The organism is Paenibacillus sp. UMB4589-SE434 (assembly GCF_030226685.1).
GTDB lineage: Bacteria > Bacillota > Bacilli > Paenibacillales > Paenibacillaceae > Paenibacillus_B.
Map to the genome: position 1 here is coordinate 2,337,675 of NZ_JASOYK010000001.1, position 16,896 is coordinate 2,354,570.

Genomic DNA, 16,896 nt, shown 5'->3' on the forward strand with positions numbered 1-16,896 from the left:
AGCGATCGCCTCAGCGTTAATAACGGAACGACCCGGTGAAGTCCATTCACTCTCCGAAACTAGCCTTCGGCTGCTCTTCATGGCAAGGATTCTCTCAGCCTGGCAGTTGAAGACGTTCCACTTGCTCGCACGCCTAGATACGCATTGATACGTATTTACTGCTTAGGAATCCTCTCTCTGATCTCAGGGCTGCTGCCTACTCGGTTTCTTCAACGATTTTGCATGTTGTATTCAAAATAATAGTATATCCAATCACATTAGCTTGTCAAATATTCTGTGCACTTTTCGAATACTTTCACGCCATGTTGTTAGCAGCATATGTAAGCCATTACAATATACATATATTTAACAGCATATGAGTATTGTCAATTAGGAAGGGTCAACCACCAAATGCCCGCGCATTCGGGCACTTGTTTTAATTGTTTCTTCGCAATCTCATCTGCCAATGCATCCCCAAAAAACCATCGTACAAGCTGCTCTGCCTGTACCGCATTCTCAAATTCATAGTCTAATCGTATCCATTTATGAGAGAAACCATACTTCCCTACTAACTGCTCATAATAAGCTGTCAAAAATGTAGGCGGAGAAGGTACTTCTTTGCCTGTACCCATCGTTTCCATAATTATTACCGTACCTCCTGGACGCACGACACGCCTTAGTTCTTTCATCACCTGCTGCAGGCTGTCCTCCCAAGGACTCGTTAAACAGCTAGAATTCACAATATAACATAGACTCCAACCTGCTACGACAAGATCAGCGCTATTAGCCTCAAGTGGGATCGATAAGTAATCCGATTGTACAACACGCCAGTTGGACAATCCTGATTCGCTCAGTTTAGCTGATGTAATTTGCAGCATGGCTTCAGAAGCATCAAGCGCCACAATTGACTTCGCTTCAGGTGCCAACACCGTCGTCAATCTTCCTGTACCTGCTCCTACATCAATCACATCAAGACCTGCATATGATCTAATTTCACGAATAAACGAACCTACCTCTGGCTGCTTAGAAATCATTTCGTCATATTGAGTTGCATCAAATTTATAAATATAATCATGCTCTGCCACTTCCTCTTCCCCCTCATCATGATCACGGTTTGAACATAATGAGCATAAAGGTTTACGCTGCGTAAAGGTCAAGTGATGAATATAAAATAATTACTATTGATGTTTTATATATCAGTATCATTATTTACTTATTAGGTATTATGTATATATGTATTAGTACAAGTATTGTGCAAAATGTATATTTTATTTCTTCTCAACATCAACAGACCTTCTCTTTTGTATTCCTTAGCAGCACTATCCCGTTGACTCAGAAAATCCCACTAAGACTTATACACTCTGTTTTCATCATTAAAGATTCCATCGGGCATGTTCTGTTTCCCCACCAAACAGTGCCTGTTATTGGAGAGTTGATTGGCAAGACATCTTATTAGGAATAATCTAACTTATCACTGGACAAAAGAACGTATGTTCTCTATAATAAAAGAGAACACTAGTTCCTGTTATTATTTCTTTATTTGGCAAGGAGGCGGCATTCAGTTGAAGGCACTCCATACATATGCTTCATTAGAGCATTTCCAGCAGCACTTTCATAGTGAAGATACTTGCATTCAGTACTTATTTCATCAGAAATGGCCTGATGGTTATTCTTGTCCGAATTGTCAGCATACACGTTGTTACACCATTCGCTCGCGGCGAATCCCTCTTTATGAATGTCAATTATGTTCTCATCAGACTTCTCTCACCGTATCAACAGTTATGGAGCGCAGCAGAACAACCTTGCGCAAGTGGTTTACTGCTATCTGGTTCGTTTCCCGCAACGATAAAGGCATTAATGCTGTACAGTTAAGCTCACTCATCCAAGTGACTTACAAAACCGCGTGGTCTATATTACACAAGATTAGACGTGTGATTTCCAATTATGACGCCCAATCTACTCTGGACGGACACATAGATGCTGCGCTCACCTTATATGGCCATTCACATCGGTATTTATCCAGCACTACCATTTCCTCTGAGCAGCATCCCTTTATTACTGCCATCAGTCATCCATCAGATCAGCATAGCCGCCTGGTCAAAATGAAGTTAGTGTATCGCGAATTGATCACAGGGAGGCGGTTACAGCCCTTTGCTTATGAGCAGTTCAACACTCAGCACTCTTCACCCAATAAGAGCCGATTGATTCCATTTACATCTTACGATCAGCGCGCTCAAGCCGTTCCCATTCAGAACTTAGCTAAGCAGATGTCAACTTGGCTTAACAACACTTTTCATGGTGTTGGTGTATTACATCTGCAAATGTACCTAGATGAGTATTGCTACCGTTTGAACATCGAAGCTCAGAATATTTCCACCTGGAGACACCTTTCTAATCTGTGTTGCCAAGTTTATTAAGTCAGATTTTAACAGCATTTCAATATAATCTATAGCTAGCCCGAACAGTTAGTTTTGTGCTTACACGTTTTCAGATATTCTCTGTTGGATCCGTGGTTAGAGTAACTCCTATAAGCAGTTCTGTCAGCAGTTCTTTTGAGTAACTTAGTTCATTCAATTTTGTTTGATCAGTTGTTGTATGATTCGACCCTGTTGGATCAATTTTCATTCAGATTTGTTTGATCTGTTCTGTTAGTTCAGCTCTTTTAGCTCAGTTCGTTCAGTTCTGTTAGTTCAGTTCATTTAGCTCAGTTCTGATAGAGCAGTTTTGGTAGAGCAGTTTTGGTAGAGCAGTTCTGCTAGTTCAACTCTGTTGATTCAGCTTTGTTAGTGCAGTTCTGTTAGTTCAACTCTGTACCTCAACTCTGCTGGTTCAGCTTTGTTAGTGCAGTTCTGCTAGTTCAACTCTGTACCTCAACTCTGCTGGTTCAGCTTTGTTAGTGCAGTTCTGTTAGTTCAATTTGTGTTTACCTTGGTTAGAACATCATTTTATAGCTCTATTGTAGCATTCGCTGTCATAGATATACTCCCTGATCTAGAAGTGAAGCCGTCAATAAATTCCTGAGCAACTGGGATAGTGGAACTAAGAACACTAAACGAAACACTTCTATCTGGAAAATGCACGAAAGAATACAATTCGGGTATCCAATCCTAGTAAATAACTTGTTGCCCTTATGAAGATCACAACAGAAAAAGCCCTGATTGTAATCATCAGAGCTTCTTCCATAACTCTATGTCGTCTTTCGCCTCACATAATAAGTAAACACATGTTGGAGCACTACCTTCAAAGCAGCAAAGAACGGAACCGCCAATATTAATCCTGCTACTCCCGCTACCTCACCCCCCACCAGCAACGCAAATATAATAGCCAATGGGTGCATATGCAGTGTACGTCCAACAACCTGTGGTGAAATAATATTGCCTTCAAGGATTTGACATATGGTGTTTACAACAGCAACCATAATCATCATCTTGATAGATATCGTGGATGCCGCAATTAGCGCTGGAGCAGCGCCAAAATATGGCCCTAAATATGGAATAATGTTAAATATCGCAACAAATAGCGCCAACAGCAGAGCGTACGGCATTCCTATAATCAGATAACCGATATATGCTAGCACACCAATAATGACACATACGATAAATTGTCCTCGTATATAGTTTCCAAGCGCTGTATCAATATCCTTAAACATCATTACCATGTGCTTCCGATGGCTTTTTGGTACATAAGCGATAACTGTTCGCTCAAACACATCAAAATCCTTTAATATATAAAAAATTAGGAAAGGTACAATCAGCGCTATAAAAAGCATGTTTAGCGTAGCGCCAATGTTATCCATAAATTCAGATATCCCCTTAGCCAATCTCTCCTCCAGTGCGTACATCCAAGTGTTAACTCCCGAACGCACGGACGGTGGAAGAAGCGATGAACGATTCAAGCCGTTCATTAAGTTTTCAGCCTTGGCATTAATATGAGGCATCTGGGTATTTAATTCTTCCAGCTGCTTCAACAGCATCGGAATAACATTCATGAGAATAACGGTCACTGAAATAATAAACACCGCATATATAAGCAGTACAGCCATCGTACGTGGCACTTTGCGTTCATTTAACAGTGTAACAACCGGATTTAACACATATGCTATAATCATCGCCAGAAAGAAAGGCGCAAGTATCGCCTTCAGAAAGTCATAAACTTCCCCGATCATTGGTCTTAACAAATAGAGCATATATAAGATGATAAGACCAAGCAGCACATATATACCGCTGACAAACAATTTATTTTTCCATAATCGCTCCACTGCGCTTTCACACCCCGCTTCGGACATGCTCATACAGTAGAGTATATGTAGACTAGGGAAAAATTAACCCGATTGGTTCCCCATTCTTCATCTGCCAGATGCGTTGGTTGTCGCTGCCTCTATACATAAGTCCTGGCCGCTTATTCTCAAGTTCAAACGGGCCATCCACAAGCACATCAATCTCACGAAGCAATTCAATTTTATCACGGCTTGATACTTGCAGCTGTTCAAGGGTATACCCCGTATACGCCCAAATATGCTTACCTGCCGCCCGCAGCTTCCGTGCCAACAGCTTCACTTCCTTCGCCTGTACAAACGGCTCTCCTCCAGATAAAGTTACGTCTGTAATAGGGTTAGAAAGTAATTCATCGGCTATTTCGTCAACAGACATCGGGGTCCCTCCCCTTAAGGCCCATGATTGAGGATTATGACATCCTAGACATTGGTGGGGACAGCCACTAAAAAATACTACAGACCTTAATCCTTCTCCGTCCACGACACTGTCATGAATAATATTCATCACATATAAGCTCATCTGTGCTTCACCCGCTCCGATTCCTCAGCACGTTTGGCAGAATTCCATTTATTCATATCTCCAACCAAATACCCAGTAATACGGCGTATTCGTTCAATATCATAATCTGGCGCACCACATACTGGGCAATCCATTTCAATGATGGCTTGATGACCACAGGATCGGCAACGGTCAATTGGGTGGTTAATTGAACCATACCCTACACCGTTTTCAGCCATTGCTCGTACCAGCTTATCTAAGGCTTTCGGATTTGCACGTGCACTTCCGTCGAGTTCAACGTAAGTGATATGGCCTGCATTACACAACTCGTGAAAAGGCCCTTCAATAGCGATCTTGTCATACGCCTTCATTGCATAATAAACAGGAACATGAAACGAGTTCGTATAATAATCACGATCTGTAATTCCAGGAATTAGACCGTAATCTAGACGATCTTTACGTGTAAATTTCCCAGACAGACCTTCAGCAGGTGTGGCTATCAATGAAAAATTGTATCCCGTGCGCAGAATAGCCTCATCCATACGTTGACGCATATGATGAACAATTCGCATTCCCAACTGACGTGATTCCTCTGATTCACCATGATGTTTACCCGTTAAATGGACGAGGGCTTCAGCAAGTCCGATAAAACCAATGCTAAGCGTCCCTTGTTTTAATATTTCATGAAGTTTGTCATGTGGAGCAAGTTCATCACTTCCTCGCCACACCCCTTGTTGCATCAAGAAGGTAAAGTCTTCTGCCAGCTTTTCACCTTGGTAGTGTAGACGATCCAAAAGCTGTCGTTCAGCAATATCAATCAACTCGTCCAAGTGATTCATAAATTCAGTTATACTATTCGACATCAAGCTTATACGCACAAGATTAATAGATGTAAAAGAAAGGTTACCTCTGCCTATAGCTGTTTCTTGACCATTTACATTCCCCATCACACGTGTGCGGCATCCCATATAGCAAGCCTCACTCTCGGGAGTACCATCCTGATACTGGGCGTTAAACGGCGCGTCTAAGAACGCAAAGTTGGGAAATAAGCGCTGAGCTGTCGTTTCCAATGCAAGCTCATAAAGATCATAGTTCGGATCATTCGGTTGGAAATTAACACCCGACTTCACTTTAAAAATTTGAATCGGGAATATCGGCGTTTCTCCCCTCCCTAAACCTGCTTGCGTAGCAAGCAGCAGTTGCCGTACTAGCATCCTGCCTGCACGACTGGTATCAGTCCCGTAATTAATCGAAATAAAAGGAACTTGCCCGCCACCACGAGAATGCATGGAGTTGGCGTTATGAATAAATGCCTCACAAGCTTGATACGTATCTCGTTCCGTTAACTGCCACGCCTCCTGATCAATATCAAACCCCGTTTGGAACGGAAGCGTATTTAAATACTTTATATGTCTAACGTGTGTTCGCATAATGTATGGAGCAAGGTCGTAATCAAATAAAGGATACGCTTGACCTCCATGCTGCTGATTCTGATTGGCTTGAAGTATGATAGAAGCCAGTGCCAAGGCACTCTTAATGTCTTGAGGTTCCCGCATATGCCCATGCCCAGTATTAAAACCACCTTTAAGCAGCTTCCCTAAAGGCACCTGGCAGCACGTTGTTGTACCTGTCGAATAAAAATCCAGATCATGGGGATACAATAGATTGGCTGCGATTGCTTCTTTTGTCTCGTCACTCAGAAGATGCTGCATGACGTACCATCTCGAGCTTTCACTTGCCATTTTCCCCATAACCCCCATTGGAGAACGACCATCCACATTTGCATTTTCCTGCATCAAGTCTCGGTCTGAGCCTTCCAATATACGATCAATCGAAGATACAAGATCCAGCTCAGTCTCTGTAAACATTGCCATGTTCTGATTACGTTGTCTGGAATTTGATTGTATATGTACGGTTCTTTGTTTGTCATGTGAAGTTTTAATAGGAGCTAATGTCATGTTTTTCGCCATCCTTTCGTTATAAACACAATATATAGTATGCATAATATTTAAAACATACAATATGTGCAATGTCACACTTTTATTTTAAACCTCATCACAACAAAAAAAGCGCCTTATCCGGGCAAAAACACCCCAGATAGACGCTAAAACAATCTTACTATTAATCGACAATAATGTGACCGTTTATGATGATGCCTGTGTCTCCGGATAAGCAGAAACACCCCATTCATCACCAAAAAACAAATCATCCAGTGAGCTTAATGTACCATCTTCTTCTACCTGATACACATTCATCTTATCACCGTTCACCGTTAATTCAATAAAACAACCCCAACAATAAAATTGATGGGAGCCGATCTTGCCTATATCCTTGGAATTGCAGTTCGGGCATCGCAACATATTATTCACCATTCCGTCCATTAACAGATTTGATATACCGATCCAAGTAACCTTAAAGGTGACTTCCTGTGGGGTTAACCAGATCAGACACTACAACTGTGTCTTGTCCTAATCGCATATGACGGTTTGCCTCGTCCAACTGCCGTCTGCCTTCAAGCAGGTCTGCAAGCAATCCGTCTGAAATTTCCAGTCCTGTTATTGTATTGCCCAAATTTGGCTGAAAATAAACATCTGCTACCCATCCAAGTTGATTTCCTTCTTGTGTTACGACCGGTAAATCTTTAACCCGTTCTGGACCCGTAAGAAAAGCGCGTGCCCGTTCTATATGGACAGCTTCCGCTTCGCGGACCGCAAGACTATTCTCAATCATAATCGCGTCTTCACCGCATGCCTTGATGTCATGCCAAGGAATAATGTGTCTAACACGTGTAAAACGCGTAGGTTCTTCTAGTTCCACATGTGTCATGAGCCATTCATCTGTAATCCAAACATCTTTGATCTTCGATACACGCTTGCCTGTGGCGATGTCATAAACAGGTAGTCCTATCAATTCAAGCACTTTCATGAAAGAGCCTCCTTCGAGCGTCAGGCACTGCATCGCTCTCGGTTCTCTTTCCCGTTCGTCTCAGACCCTACTGTCTATTACGGACACGGTGAACGATGGTTGCAATTCGTGTGACAACTTCCTGCGCTTCATTGATAGTATTGCCCAATCCGAAACTAAATCGAACAGCAGTCTGTTGTCTTTCCTCCGAAAGTTGCATGGCACGTAGCACATGTGATACTTCCAATGAACCTGAAGTACAGGCAGAACCACTTGCCGCCATAACACCAAGCATATCTAAATTCATGAGCAGCTTTTCAGTAGGTATATCCAAGAAGCTCACATTTAAAATATGCGGAAGCCTGACGTCAGGGTGTCCATTCACAACCACCCGTTCACCTAATTCACGCTGCAGTCCTTCCAACAGTATAGATCTTACTTCATGTATTTGCTGCAACTTTGCTTCACGATGTTGTGATGCCTGCATTAATGCTTCGCAGAATCCGACAATACCCGCTATATTCTCCGTTCCAGCTCGACGCTTACGCTCTTGATTGCCGCCATAGATTAACGGTTCCCATGCACTTCCATGTCTTGCATACAAAACACCCACACCTTTAGGACCATTTATCTTATGAGCTGTAAAGCTTGCCAAGTCTAAAGGGAGCTCCTGTAGCTTTATATCTATCATACCCAAGGCTTGAACTGCGTCGGTATGCATTAATATGCCACGTTCACGAGCTAAATGGCCGATCTCTTCAATCGGTTGCAGGGTTCCAACCTCGTTATTACCGTACATCACACTGATAAGACAAGTGTTAGGCTGAATCGCTTGTTCTATCTGAGCGGCTGACACCCTCCCATACTCATCAGGTTGGACAATTGTGACTCCAAATCCAAGCGACTGCAAATGCTCTGCAGCATGGAGAACAGCATGATGCTCAATTGCAGTGGTAACAAGATGTGGCATACCTGACTGCCCTTGCTTATCCATTCGCTGCTTCGCCGCCCACATCGCTCCAAATAATGCTGTATTATCGCTCTCACTGCCTCCACTAGTAAATATTAACTCTTGCGGCAAACAGCCTAGTTCCTCGGCTATCTTATCCCTTGCTTGCTGAACAACCGCCTTGGACTCACGTCCAAATGCATGGATGCTGGAAGGATTGCCGTACACCGCTTGCATATTGGCAGACATTACTTCCCATACTGCCGGATGCAACGGAGTTGTAGCAGCATGGTCCATATAGATTCGTTCCATATATGTCCCTCGTCTCTTCTCTGGATGATCCCCTACACGCCATATTAGATGTAGAACATATAGCTGTCTTGGCTTCCTTCATCCTTGTATTGAATAAGATCGTGTAATGTTGTAGAGTCCAATACGGATGCGATGCTGTCTCTAATACGTATCCATAAATCTCGTTTTGCGGGATCATCCTCTTCCGTAAAGTCAACCGGAGAGATAGGCCCTTCAAGCACACGGATAATTTCACCAGCGCTTAGCGTCTCTGGTTCACGGGACAATACATAGCCACCATATGCGCCACGAACACTTTTAACAAGTCCAGCGTTACGCAAAGGAGCAATAAGCTGCTCTAAATAATGTTCGGACAGTTGATTCTTCTCCGCGATGCTTTTTAAGGATGTCGGCCCCTCACCAAAGCTTCGTCCGAGCTCCATCATAATTGTTAGGCCATAACGCCCTTTTGTAGATATCTTCATATAAGCACCTCTAAATGTTTGTTTTCATAAATTCATTGTATTCCTATATGCCACCCTGTATATCGTATCACAACTATCCACGTTATGGACAATTTTCTCCTTATCTATTCATAGATAACCTTGACAAGATTCGTATATTTCGCTATAAAAGGGCCATGTGTTACAATAAGGGTAATTTTCAACGAAGAAAGGTACAACGGTGATGATGATGACAACAACTCCAGCTTCGACACGTGTCGTTGTCGGTATGTCCGGAGGTGTCGATTCGTCAGTGACAGCTTTGCTATTAAAGCAGCAGGGCTATGACGTAGTCGGCATCTTTATGAAGAATTGGGATGACACGGATGAATTCGGACAATGTACAGCAGAAGATGACGCCGAGGATGTCCGCCGTGTCTGTGAACATATTGGCATTCCCTACTACACTGTCAACTTTGAAAAACAATATTTTGATAAAGTATTTACTTATTTTCTTGACGAATACCGAAATGGGCGCACACCAAACCCCGATGTAATGTGCAATCGTGAGATTAAGTTTGGTGAGTTCTTACAAACAGCTCTTGACCTCGGTGCAGATTATGTCGCTACAGGGCACTATGCAAGAGTCGTGCATGACGGAGGTCAATTTAAGCTGCTTCGCGGTGTGGACAATAACAAAGATCAGACTTACTTCCTTAATGCACTTAGTCAGCAGCAATTATCCCGGGCGATGTTCCCGATCGGTCACCTGCCGAAGCCTGAAGTGCGTCGCATAGCAGAAGAAGCTGGGCTAGCAACTGCCAAAAAGAAAGACAGCACGGGTGTCTGCTTTATCGGCGAGCGTAACTTCAAGCAATTTTTAAGTCAATTTCTACCAGCACAACCGGGTGACATGATTGACATACGCACAGGCGAAGTTAAAGGCAAACATGATGGCCTCATGTACTATACACTTGGCCAGCGGCAAGGACTTGGGATCGGCGGTTCTGGTTCAGGCGAACCTTGGTTCGTAGCTGATAAAGACTTAACAACTAACGTCTTGTACGTTGTCCAAGGCGATGCCCACCCAAGTCTCTATTCTACAGGCCTGACAGCAACAGGTGTTAATTGGATCGCTGGTAACATCCCGGAAGGTTCCATCAGGTGTAAGGCGAAGTTCCGTTATCGTCAGCCTGATCAAGGCGTTACTTTGACATACTTACCAGACGGACAAGTGGACGTTCAATTCGACGCTCACCAACGTGCAATTACGCCAGGACAAGCCGTAGTCTTCTACGACGGGGAAGTATGTCTCGGTGGAGGAACTATTGATAAGATACACAAACTGCAAGCTATTCACCAATAAATCTACACGACTAAATAAAGGGGCCCTGCTACCAGATAGCGGGCCCCTTATACTGTGTATGAGTGCTGTGTAATGATATTAATAATTATTAGGAAGCTTCAACTGGAAATTCTTCAGACATCGTCAACTTACGGACAAGCAAGCGAGTAATACGAAGCTGCTGCGCTTCTTCTACAATAAATTCCAATTGATTGTCATAATCAATGCGTTGGCCTTTCTTAGGTGGAATCTCAACTTGTGAGTACACCCAGCCGCCAATTGTATCAAAGTCTTCTGATGAAATATCACTGCCAAAATGATCGTTAATCTCTTCAATCAGCATTTTTCCATCTACAGAGAATGAATAGTCGTCATGCTTCACGATCTCAGGCAGTTCTTCATCGAATTCATCCTGGATCTCGCCCACGATCTCCTCCATGATGTCCTCAAGCGTTACGAGACCAGCGGTACCTCCATACTCATCAATCAGCAGTGCAATCTGCGTCTTGTTCTTCTGCAGCATCTTCATAAGTGCACTAATGGACATCGATTCGGGCACACTTAAGATTGGCCGCAGTACATCACGCAAATCAGCATCGTCCGTCTTGATCTTGACCAAATCTTTAATGTGCACAAATCCTAGTATGTTATCTTTATCGGGATCACATACAGGATAACGGGTATGCATCTCACTATAGGCGGTCTGCCTATTATCCGCAAAGGAATCGTTCGTATAAAGGCAAACCATCTCTGTACGAGGTATCATAATCTCACGCGCATGTGTCTCTGAAAATTCAAATATGTTGTCCATCAATGTCAATTCTGTATTATCTATTAGACCACTCTTATGGCTTTCCTTCATCAGAATCCGAATTTCTTCTTCCGTATGAGCCGAATCATGTTCAGAGGCTGGTTCCACACGAAACCACTTCAACAACGTATTCGCCATACCATTAAGGAGCCAAATAAACGGATACATCACCTTATGAAAAGCCATTAAAGGCATTGCTGTCAGTAATGTAACACTTTCCGCCTTACGAATCGCTACTGTCTTAGGTGCTAACTCACCTAATACAATATGCATCATCGTAATCACGATAAAAGCTACAACTGTTGCAATCGTATGAATAAGAGCTGGTCCAGCCCCAAGTGCCGCCAATGGATCATGGAGCAGTTGAGCAATCGTAGACTCTCCAATCCAACCTAGGCCAAGCGATGCTAATGTAATACCTAGCTGACATGCCGATAAATAAGCATCTAAGTTGTTGGTCAAATTCCTCGCGAATTTGGCTTTGGCGTTCCCTTCCTGTACGAGTGTGTCAATCCGACTGCCTCGTACTTTAACCATGGCAAACTCTGCCGCCACAAAGAACCCATTCAAAAACACCAGCAAAATGACTAACAACAATCCCCATACTATCGGTAACGGATCACTATCCAATAGAATCCCTATCCGCCTCCCATAAAGCGGACAGGTACACCTCCCCATTGTTCAATTTAAACTTAAAAAGAATGACGCTTAATAATCATTATATACCTTCTTACATAACCGTCAAATCCTAGCCTAGGAAATCGCTCTTCGCAGGCGGCAGCACCTCCGGTATCGGGGATTGACATTATATATATTCCAGCACGTCATCGTCCTATCACCATGGGTGATGCCTAAAATATACGAATTATGATTGCTCGCTGGAAGCGTAGCGAACCGCTTCATTCAGGAGGCCTATAATGTGGGCATCATCGCAGGAATACAGCATATTTTGTCCCTCACGGCGATAACGCACAAATCTGTATGCACGCAGCGTTTTTAACTGATGGGACACAGCCGATTGCGATAGCTGGAGCGCATCTGCGATCTGATTGACCGCACATTCCTCCCGCGCCAACAATGTCAAAATTCGAATTCGTGTCGGGTCTCCTAAAGCTTTAAATGTCTGGGACACACGTTCCAGCACATCCGGTTCCCACTCTTTTCCTTCTAATACATCCATTGCATCCGACTCCTTATCGTACATTCCATACGCCTTGTCACTATGCTTAGCTGAGACAGTGGTTCGTAACGAGTATGCTCCTTACGTACATGCTTCCCCCTTAGCTTGTCCTCCACCGTCTGAACATAACCACATATGAGGGGAGGATTTATTCAAGTAGGATGCAACATTGGCCCGAAAAATAAACATCCTTCATCAGGAAAAAAGTCTCACCTGATTGCTTGCAGGACAGAATCGGATTGGGATTACTAATCGCCTCCAGTTACACACCTGCCGAATCTAAATTGTCGGCATTGGTGTTGGTGTCGGCGCTGCATATCCTTCACGATATTTATCATCTATTATTTTCCGTACGGCATCAAGCGAGTTCCCCTCTTGCTCCAGCTTTACCGCCTCCACAGCGATCTGAAGACATACACCGCATCGTGTCCCGTGATCATCCCATTGAATACTGCCATCCTCCAGCCTCTCATGTACGAAGCAATCCAAATTGCTTCGATGATTTGAGCTGTCCCCACAGCCACAATAACAAGGCATCCATTGCAATAATTGTGCGTTTTCAGCAGCAAGCTTATATACAAGTCGAAGCTCCTCTTCTCCATCCTTCAGGAATGGAGGCGATTCATTCACAGATGAGGTCCATTGGCGCAAATCCCCATTTGGCAACAAATGATCCTGCTTTGAATGATGCGCTGCTCCTTGCTCGTCACTTACTGTTGTAGCGCCGCATGCAGTTAACAGCATCATAATGATAAGTGCAGCAGCTTTCACCAGCCATATACTACGTCGGCGCTCGCTTGCCATTCCGCTTTCTTTTGCATGTAACATGTTATCACAGTCCCCTCTGCTCACCTTTAACATGTATACCATTACTAGTCATTCGGAATCACTTACTTTATTGAGAAGGATAACAAATCATATTTCCGAATCATTATTACCCTTATCCCTGTAATATTAAACGGATCACATATAGCCCAATTACGGCTGCCGCTAAATTAAACAATGCGGTACTACCTATGTAAGTAAGCGCCGTTTTGATACGCCGCTGCTGAATAAGCAGCCATGACTCAATCGTAAACGTAGAAAAAGTTGTAAATGCACCACAAAATCCAATCCCTAACCATGCATAGATATAATCAGGCATCGTCTGATGAAGCCCAGCCAAAATTCCGAGCAGCATCGATCCCGCCAAATTAATAACCCATGTACCCCATGGAAAAGATGTGGAATGCTTGGCCATCACACCAGTGATAACATACCTTAACCACGCACCAACAGCTCCCCCAAAACTGACTAACCAGATATTCATTGCGAGATGCCCCTCTCAGTTCGTGTAGGTCGCTGTCCAAGCTTATAACCAGCGTATGCGCTTACGAGACCTCCCACAAGGCTAAGAAGTTGATAACTTAATGCAGTTCCAACCCGATTGACTTCCAACAATTGAACCGTTTCCATGGCAAATGTAGAGTAGGTCGTCAACGCCCCAGCCATACCCGTGCCAAATGTCAACTTCCATAAGGGTGAGCAGTTCACCCTAGTCGCTACAAATGAAGTCAGCCAGCCTAAGAAACAGGCGCCCGCTATATTAACGAAAAGCGTAGCCATTGGGAAGCCGCCTACGATGTCAAACGGAAAGATTAGACTGCATCCATATCTGATGTTGGCGCCAATAATTCCTCCGATCGCTACGGCGAGTCCATTCCTTGGATTCCAACAACTGCTTGACATCACCACTCTACCTCTCCGCATGAAAAATTGATACTTGTTGCTGCATAAGATGTTCGGGACAAGGGCAATATTAACGCCCCTTCTGCCTACGAAGCTCCTGATTAACCTTCATTTTCGCTTCCATGCCCTGCTCACTTGCCATAAAGAATACCCGGTTCTGGATAGTATCCGGCAAATACTGCTGCGTTACATAATGGCCAGGATAATCATGAGGATACTGGTAGCCCTTATGCCCCAACTTGTCCGCACCTTTGTAATGCGTATCCCTCAGATGGAGCGGCACTTCAGCAGATCGAATATCATCCATCGCCTGCATCGCCCGTTGAATGGCCATCGGTATCGAATTAGACTTCGGACTCTCTACCGCAAATAAAATTGCCTGGGCAATAATGTATTGCGATTCCGGCCATCCGATGCGATGATACGCTTCAAGCGCACTGACTGCCTGTACCATTGCTTGCGGATTCGCCAAGCCAATATCTTCACTGCAAGCAACAGTTAGACGGCGTATAAACGTCATGGGATCCATCCCAAGCTTATCTACGGCATAAAAAAACCAGAACAGCGCTGCGTCACTTGATCCACGGATACTCTTATGAAAGGCGGATAATACGTCGTATTGGGTCGATTCATCTGCACGAACGATTGGTCTGCGAACAGATTCTTCTGCTTCTGCCATGGTGACGATTACCCTGCCGTCCGACTGCGGCATGGTGGTCATCGCAGCAAGCTCCAGCGCATTAAGCGCACGTCGGATATCACCATTTGCCATCTCGGCTATATGCTGGAGCGCATCCTCATTCACTTCAAGCGGCATAAAACCCAGTCCGCGCTCCTTGTCGACCATCGCACGCTGCATAGCAATCAGGCAATGTTCTGACGTCAATGCCTTTAACTGAAATAAGGTCGAGCGGCTAATTAATGCTCCATTCACATGATGGAATGGATTCTCAGTAGTTGCGCCGATAAAAATAATCGTGCCTTTCTCAACCGCAGGCAGCAGAGCATCCTGCTGTGACTTGTTAAAACGATGAACCTCATCCAAGAACAAGATCGTCTTAGCAGCGTACATATTTTTGCGGTTCTCCGCTTGCTCAATGACAGCCCGAACATCCTTAACGGACGCATCCACCGCATTTAGCCGTACGAATTCCCCTTGCGTGCGCTCCGCAATAATATTGGCAAGCGTAGTCTTGCCGCATCCAGGTGGTCCGTACAGCAAAATCGAGGATACACGGTCAGACTCTATCGCCCTCCTTAATAGACGCTGCGGACCCACAATATGTTCCTGTCCCACATATTCATCCAGCGTACGCGGACGTATGCGATCAGCGAGCAGCCTCATCTCAGGCCCTTGATCCGATTGATACGAAAATAAATCCATTTCTTATCACCACTCTAGTTGATTCGAACTTTCTTTACTCTATTCTAGCTGACACCCCTAGTTAGCTACATCCAGCATGTCCTCGTGAACGACATTCAATTGCTCTTATTTGTCATCTTATCATCATGTCTTGTCATTTATAAAGATAACGTAACGTCATACTTCTTTTGGCGTTTCAATTATCTTTTTATTATTTCAATCATTTTACCATACGTATATACAACCTGCATATCCACCAAGAACGTACGTTCTTTTTCTTATCAAAAAAAGCTGCCCAAACCATCAGGTTTAGCAGCTAATTATTATATATTATGACTAACTAGATCTCTATTTCTGCTCCAACTGCTTTAACAGATCCTTCACTGCTACACTAACCATAATGAGTCCCACTACAGGTGGAACAAATGCGTTACTCGCAGGAGGCTGCTGTGCTTTACGCCGATCTGGTGCATTCTCTGGCACAATCTTCTCGGTTACATCTACACGCGGCTTCATTGGCTCCTCAGTGGAGAACACCACTTTAACACCTTTTTTGATCCCTTGCTTGCGCAGTTTCTGTCGAATTACACGGGCAATCGGATCTACAGTAGTCTTAGAAATATCAGCGACCTGAAAGCGAGTTGGGTCCATCTTATTAGCTGCTCCCATACTGGATATCATCGGGATGCCTCGCTTTAGACACTCTTTGATAAGATGAATCTTATAAGAGACGGTATCTGATGCATCCAGTACATAATCAAGCTCATATTTGAACAGCTCTTCATACGTCTCCTCTGTGTAAAACATATTCAGTGTAATAGCATCACACTCAGGATTGATGAGCTTGATTCGCTCTTTCATCAATTCTGTTTTCTCCTGGCCTACCGTTGTGATTAAGGCATGAATCTGACGGTTCACATTTGTAATGTCAACAACGTCCTTATCGATCAAAATGATTCGTCCGACTCCTGTTCTTGCCAGCGCCTCGGCAGCAATCGAGCCCACTCCTCCAATGCCAAGCACAGCAACTGTACTCTTCTTCATCAACTCCATGCCTTCTGGCCCAATGGCAAGCTCTGTTCTAGAAAATTGATTGAGCATAAGGTGCCTCCTTCATAGATAGCTACTTTG

The 16,896-nt window shown here is 43.9% G+C and carries 17 protein-coding genes; 2 read left to right on the forward strand and 15 right to left on the reverse strand.

Features of this window, described 5'->3' with window-relative positions; genetic code table 11:
• Positions 1-365 precede the first annotated feature (365 nt).
• On the reverse strand, positions 366-1,064 hold the full coding sequence (locus QP775_RS09805; RefSeq protein ID WP_285105519.1) for a class I SAM-dependent methyltransferase: 699 nt from the start codon (positions 1,062-1,064) through the stop codon (positions 366-368).
• Between the two features lie 477 nt (positions 1,065-1,541).
• Between QP775_RS09805 and QP775_RS09810 the strand changes: the two genes are divergently transcribed.
• Positions 1,542-2,396, forward strand: a complete 855-nt coding sequence (locus tag QP775_RS09810) for a transposase (RefSeq protein WP_285105521.1) — start codon at positions 1,542-1,544, stop codon at positions 2,394-2,396.
• Positions 2,397-3,166: 770 nt separating this feature from the next.
• On the opposite strand, the gene QP775_RS09815 is transcribed toward QP775_RS09810, so the two are convergent.
• From QP775_RS09815 to cymR, 7 genes are all read right to left on the reverse strand, one after another.
• Complete coding sequence (locus tag QP775_RS09815) at positions 3,167-4,237, reverse strand: AI-2E family transporter (protein WP_239333099.1); 1,071 nt, start codon at positions 4,235-4,237, stop codon at positions 3,167-3,169.
• A 52-nt stretch (positions 4,238-4,289) separates the two neighbouring features.
• Positions 4,290-4,772 (reverse strand): anaerobic ribonucleoside-triphosphate reductase activating protein, encoded by a 483-nt coding sequence (gene nrdG / locus QP775_RS09820; protein ID WP_285105525.1) that lies wholly within the window; start codon positions 4,770-4,772, stop codon positions 4,290-4,292.
• Complete coding sequence (locus tag QP775_RS09825; RefSeq protein ID WP_285105791.1) at positions 4,769-6,619, reverse strand: anaerobic ribonucleoside triphosphate reductase; 1,851 nt, start codon at positions 6,617-6,619, stop codon at positions 4,769-4,771. Before QP775_RS09825 ends, nrdG begins: the two co-directional genes overlap by 4 nt.
• A gap of 276 nt (positions 6,620-6,895) precedes the next feature.
• A complete protein-coding gene (locus QP775_RS09830) occupies positions 6,896-7,111 on the reverse strand; it encodes a hypothetical protein (RefSeq protein WP_239333103.1) in 216 nt (71 codons plus the stop codon).
• Between the two features lie 52 nt (positions 7,112-7,163).
• Entirely contained in the window at positions 7,164-7,676 is a 513-nt protein-coding gene (locus QP775_RS09835; RefSeq protein WP_285105527.1) for a PRC-barrel domain-containing protein, read from the reverse strand.
• A 67-nt stretch (positions 7,677-7,743) separates the two neighbouring features.
• The gene (locus QP775_RS09840) at positions 7,744-8,916 is read right to left on the reverse strand and encodes a cysteine desulfurase family protein (protein WP_285105529.1); all 1,173 of its coding nucleotides are present in this window, start codon (positions 8,914-8,916) and stop codon (positions 7,744-7,746) included.
• Between the two features lie 44 nt (positions 8,917-8,960).
• On the reverse strand, positions 8,961-9,380 hold the full coding sequence (cymR, locus tag QP775_RS09845; protein ID WP_028544799.1) for a cysteine metabolism transcriptional regulator CymR: 420 nt from the start codon (positions 9,378-9,380) through the stop codon (positions 8,961-8,963).
• Between the two features lie 208 nt (positions 9,381-9,588).
• Between cymR and mnmA the strand changes: the two genes are divergently transcribed.
• Entirely contained in the window at positions 9,589-10,704 is a 1,116-nt protein-coding gene (gene mnmA, locus QP775_RS09850; protein ID WP_285105532.1) for a tRNA 2-thiouridine(34) synthase MnmA, read from the forward strand.
• Between the two features lie 88 nt (positions 10,705-10,792).
• Here mnmA and QP775_RS09855 read toward each other — a convergent pair whose 3' ends face one another.
• The 7 genes from QP775_RS09855 to QP775_RS09885 form a co-directional block, all read right to left on the reverse strand.
• Complete coding sequence (locus QP775_RS09855; RefSeq protein ID WP_285105534.1) at positions 10,793-12,124, reverse strand: hemolysin family protein; 1,332 nt, start codon at positions 12,122-12,124, stop codon at positions 10,793-10,795.
• Between the two features lie 235 nt (positions 12,125-12,359).
• On the reverse strand, positions 12,360-12,674 hold the full coding sequence (locus QP775_RS09860) for an ArsR/SmtB family transcription factor (protein ID WP_239332971.1): 315 nt from the start codon (positions 12,672-12,674) through the stop codon (positions 12,360-12,362).
• Between the two features lie 279 nt (positions 12,675-12,953).
• Entirely contained in the window at positions 12,954-13,502 is a 549-nt protein-coding gene (locus QP775_RS09865; protein ID WP_285105537.1) for a PCYCGC motif-containing (lipo)protein, read from the reverse strand.
• Between the two features lie 112 nt (positions 13,503-13,614).
• A complete protein-coding gene (gene crcB, locus QP775_RS09870) occupies positions 13,615-13,983 on the reverse strand; it encodes a fluoride efflux transporter CrcB (protein WP_285105539.1) in 369 nt (122 codons plus the stop codon).
• Complete coding sequence (crcB, locus tag QP775_RS09875; RefSeq protein ID WP_239332985.1) at positions 13,980-14,402, reverse strand: fluoride efflux transporter CrcB; 423 nt, start codon at positions 14,400-14,402, stop codon at positions 13,980-13,982. The genes crcB (QP775_RS09870) and crcB (QP775_RS09875) overlap by 4 nt, the downstream gene beginning before the upstream one ends.
• A gap of 70 nt (positions 14,403-14,472) precedes the next feature.
• Positions 14,473-15,786 (reverse strand): replication-associated recombination protein A, encoded by a 1,314-nt coding sequence (locus QP775_RS09880; protein WP_285105541.1) that lies wholly within the window; start codon positions 15,784-15,786, stop codon positions 14,473-14,475.
• Between the two features lie 327 nt (positions 15,787-16,113).
• Positions 16,114-16,866: a tRNA threonylcarbamoyladenosine dehydratase gene (locus tag QP775_RS09885; protein WP_285105543.1), complete on the reverse strand. Its 753-nt coding sequence runs from the start codon at positions 16,864-16,866 to the stop codon at positions 16,114-16,116.
• Between the last annotated feature and the right edge of the window lie 30 nt (positions 16,867-16,896).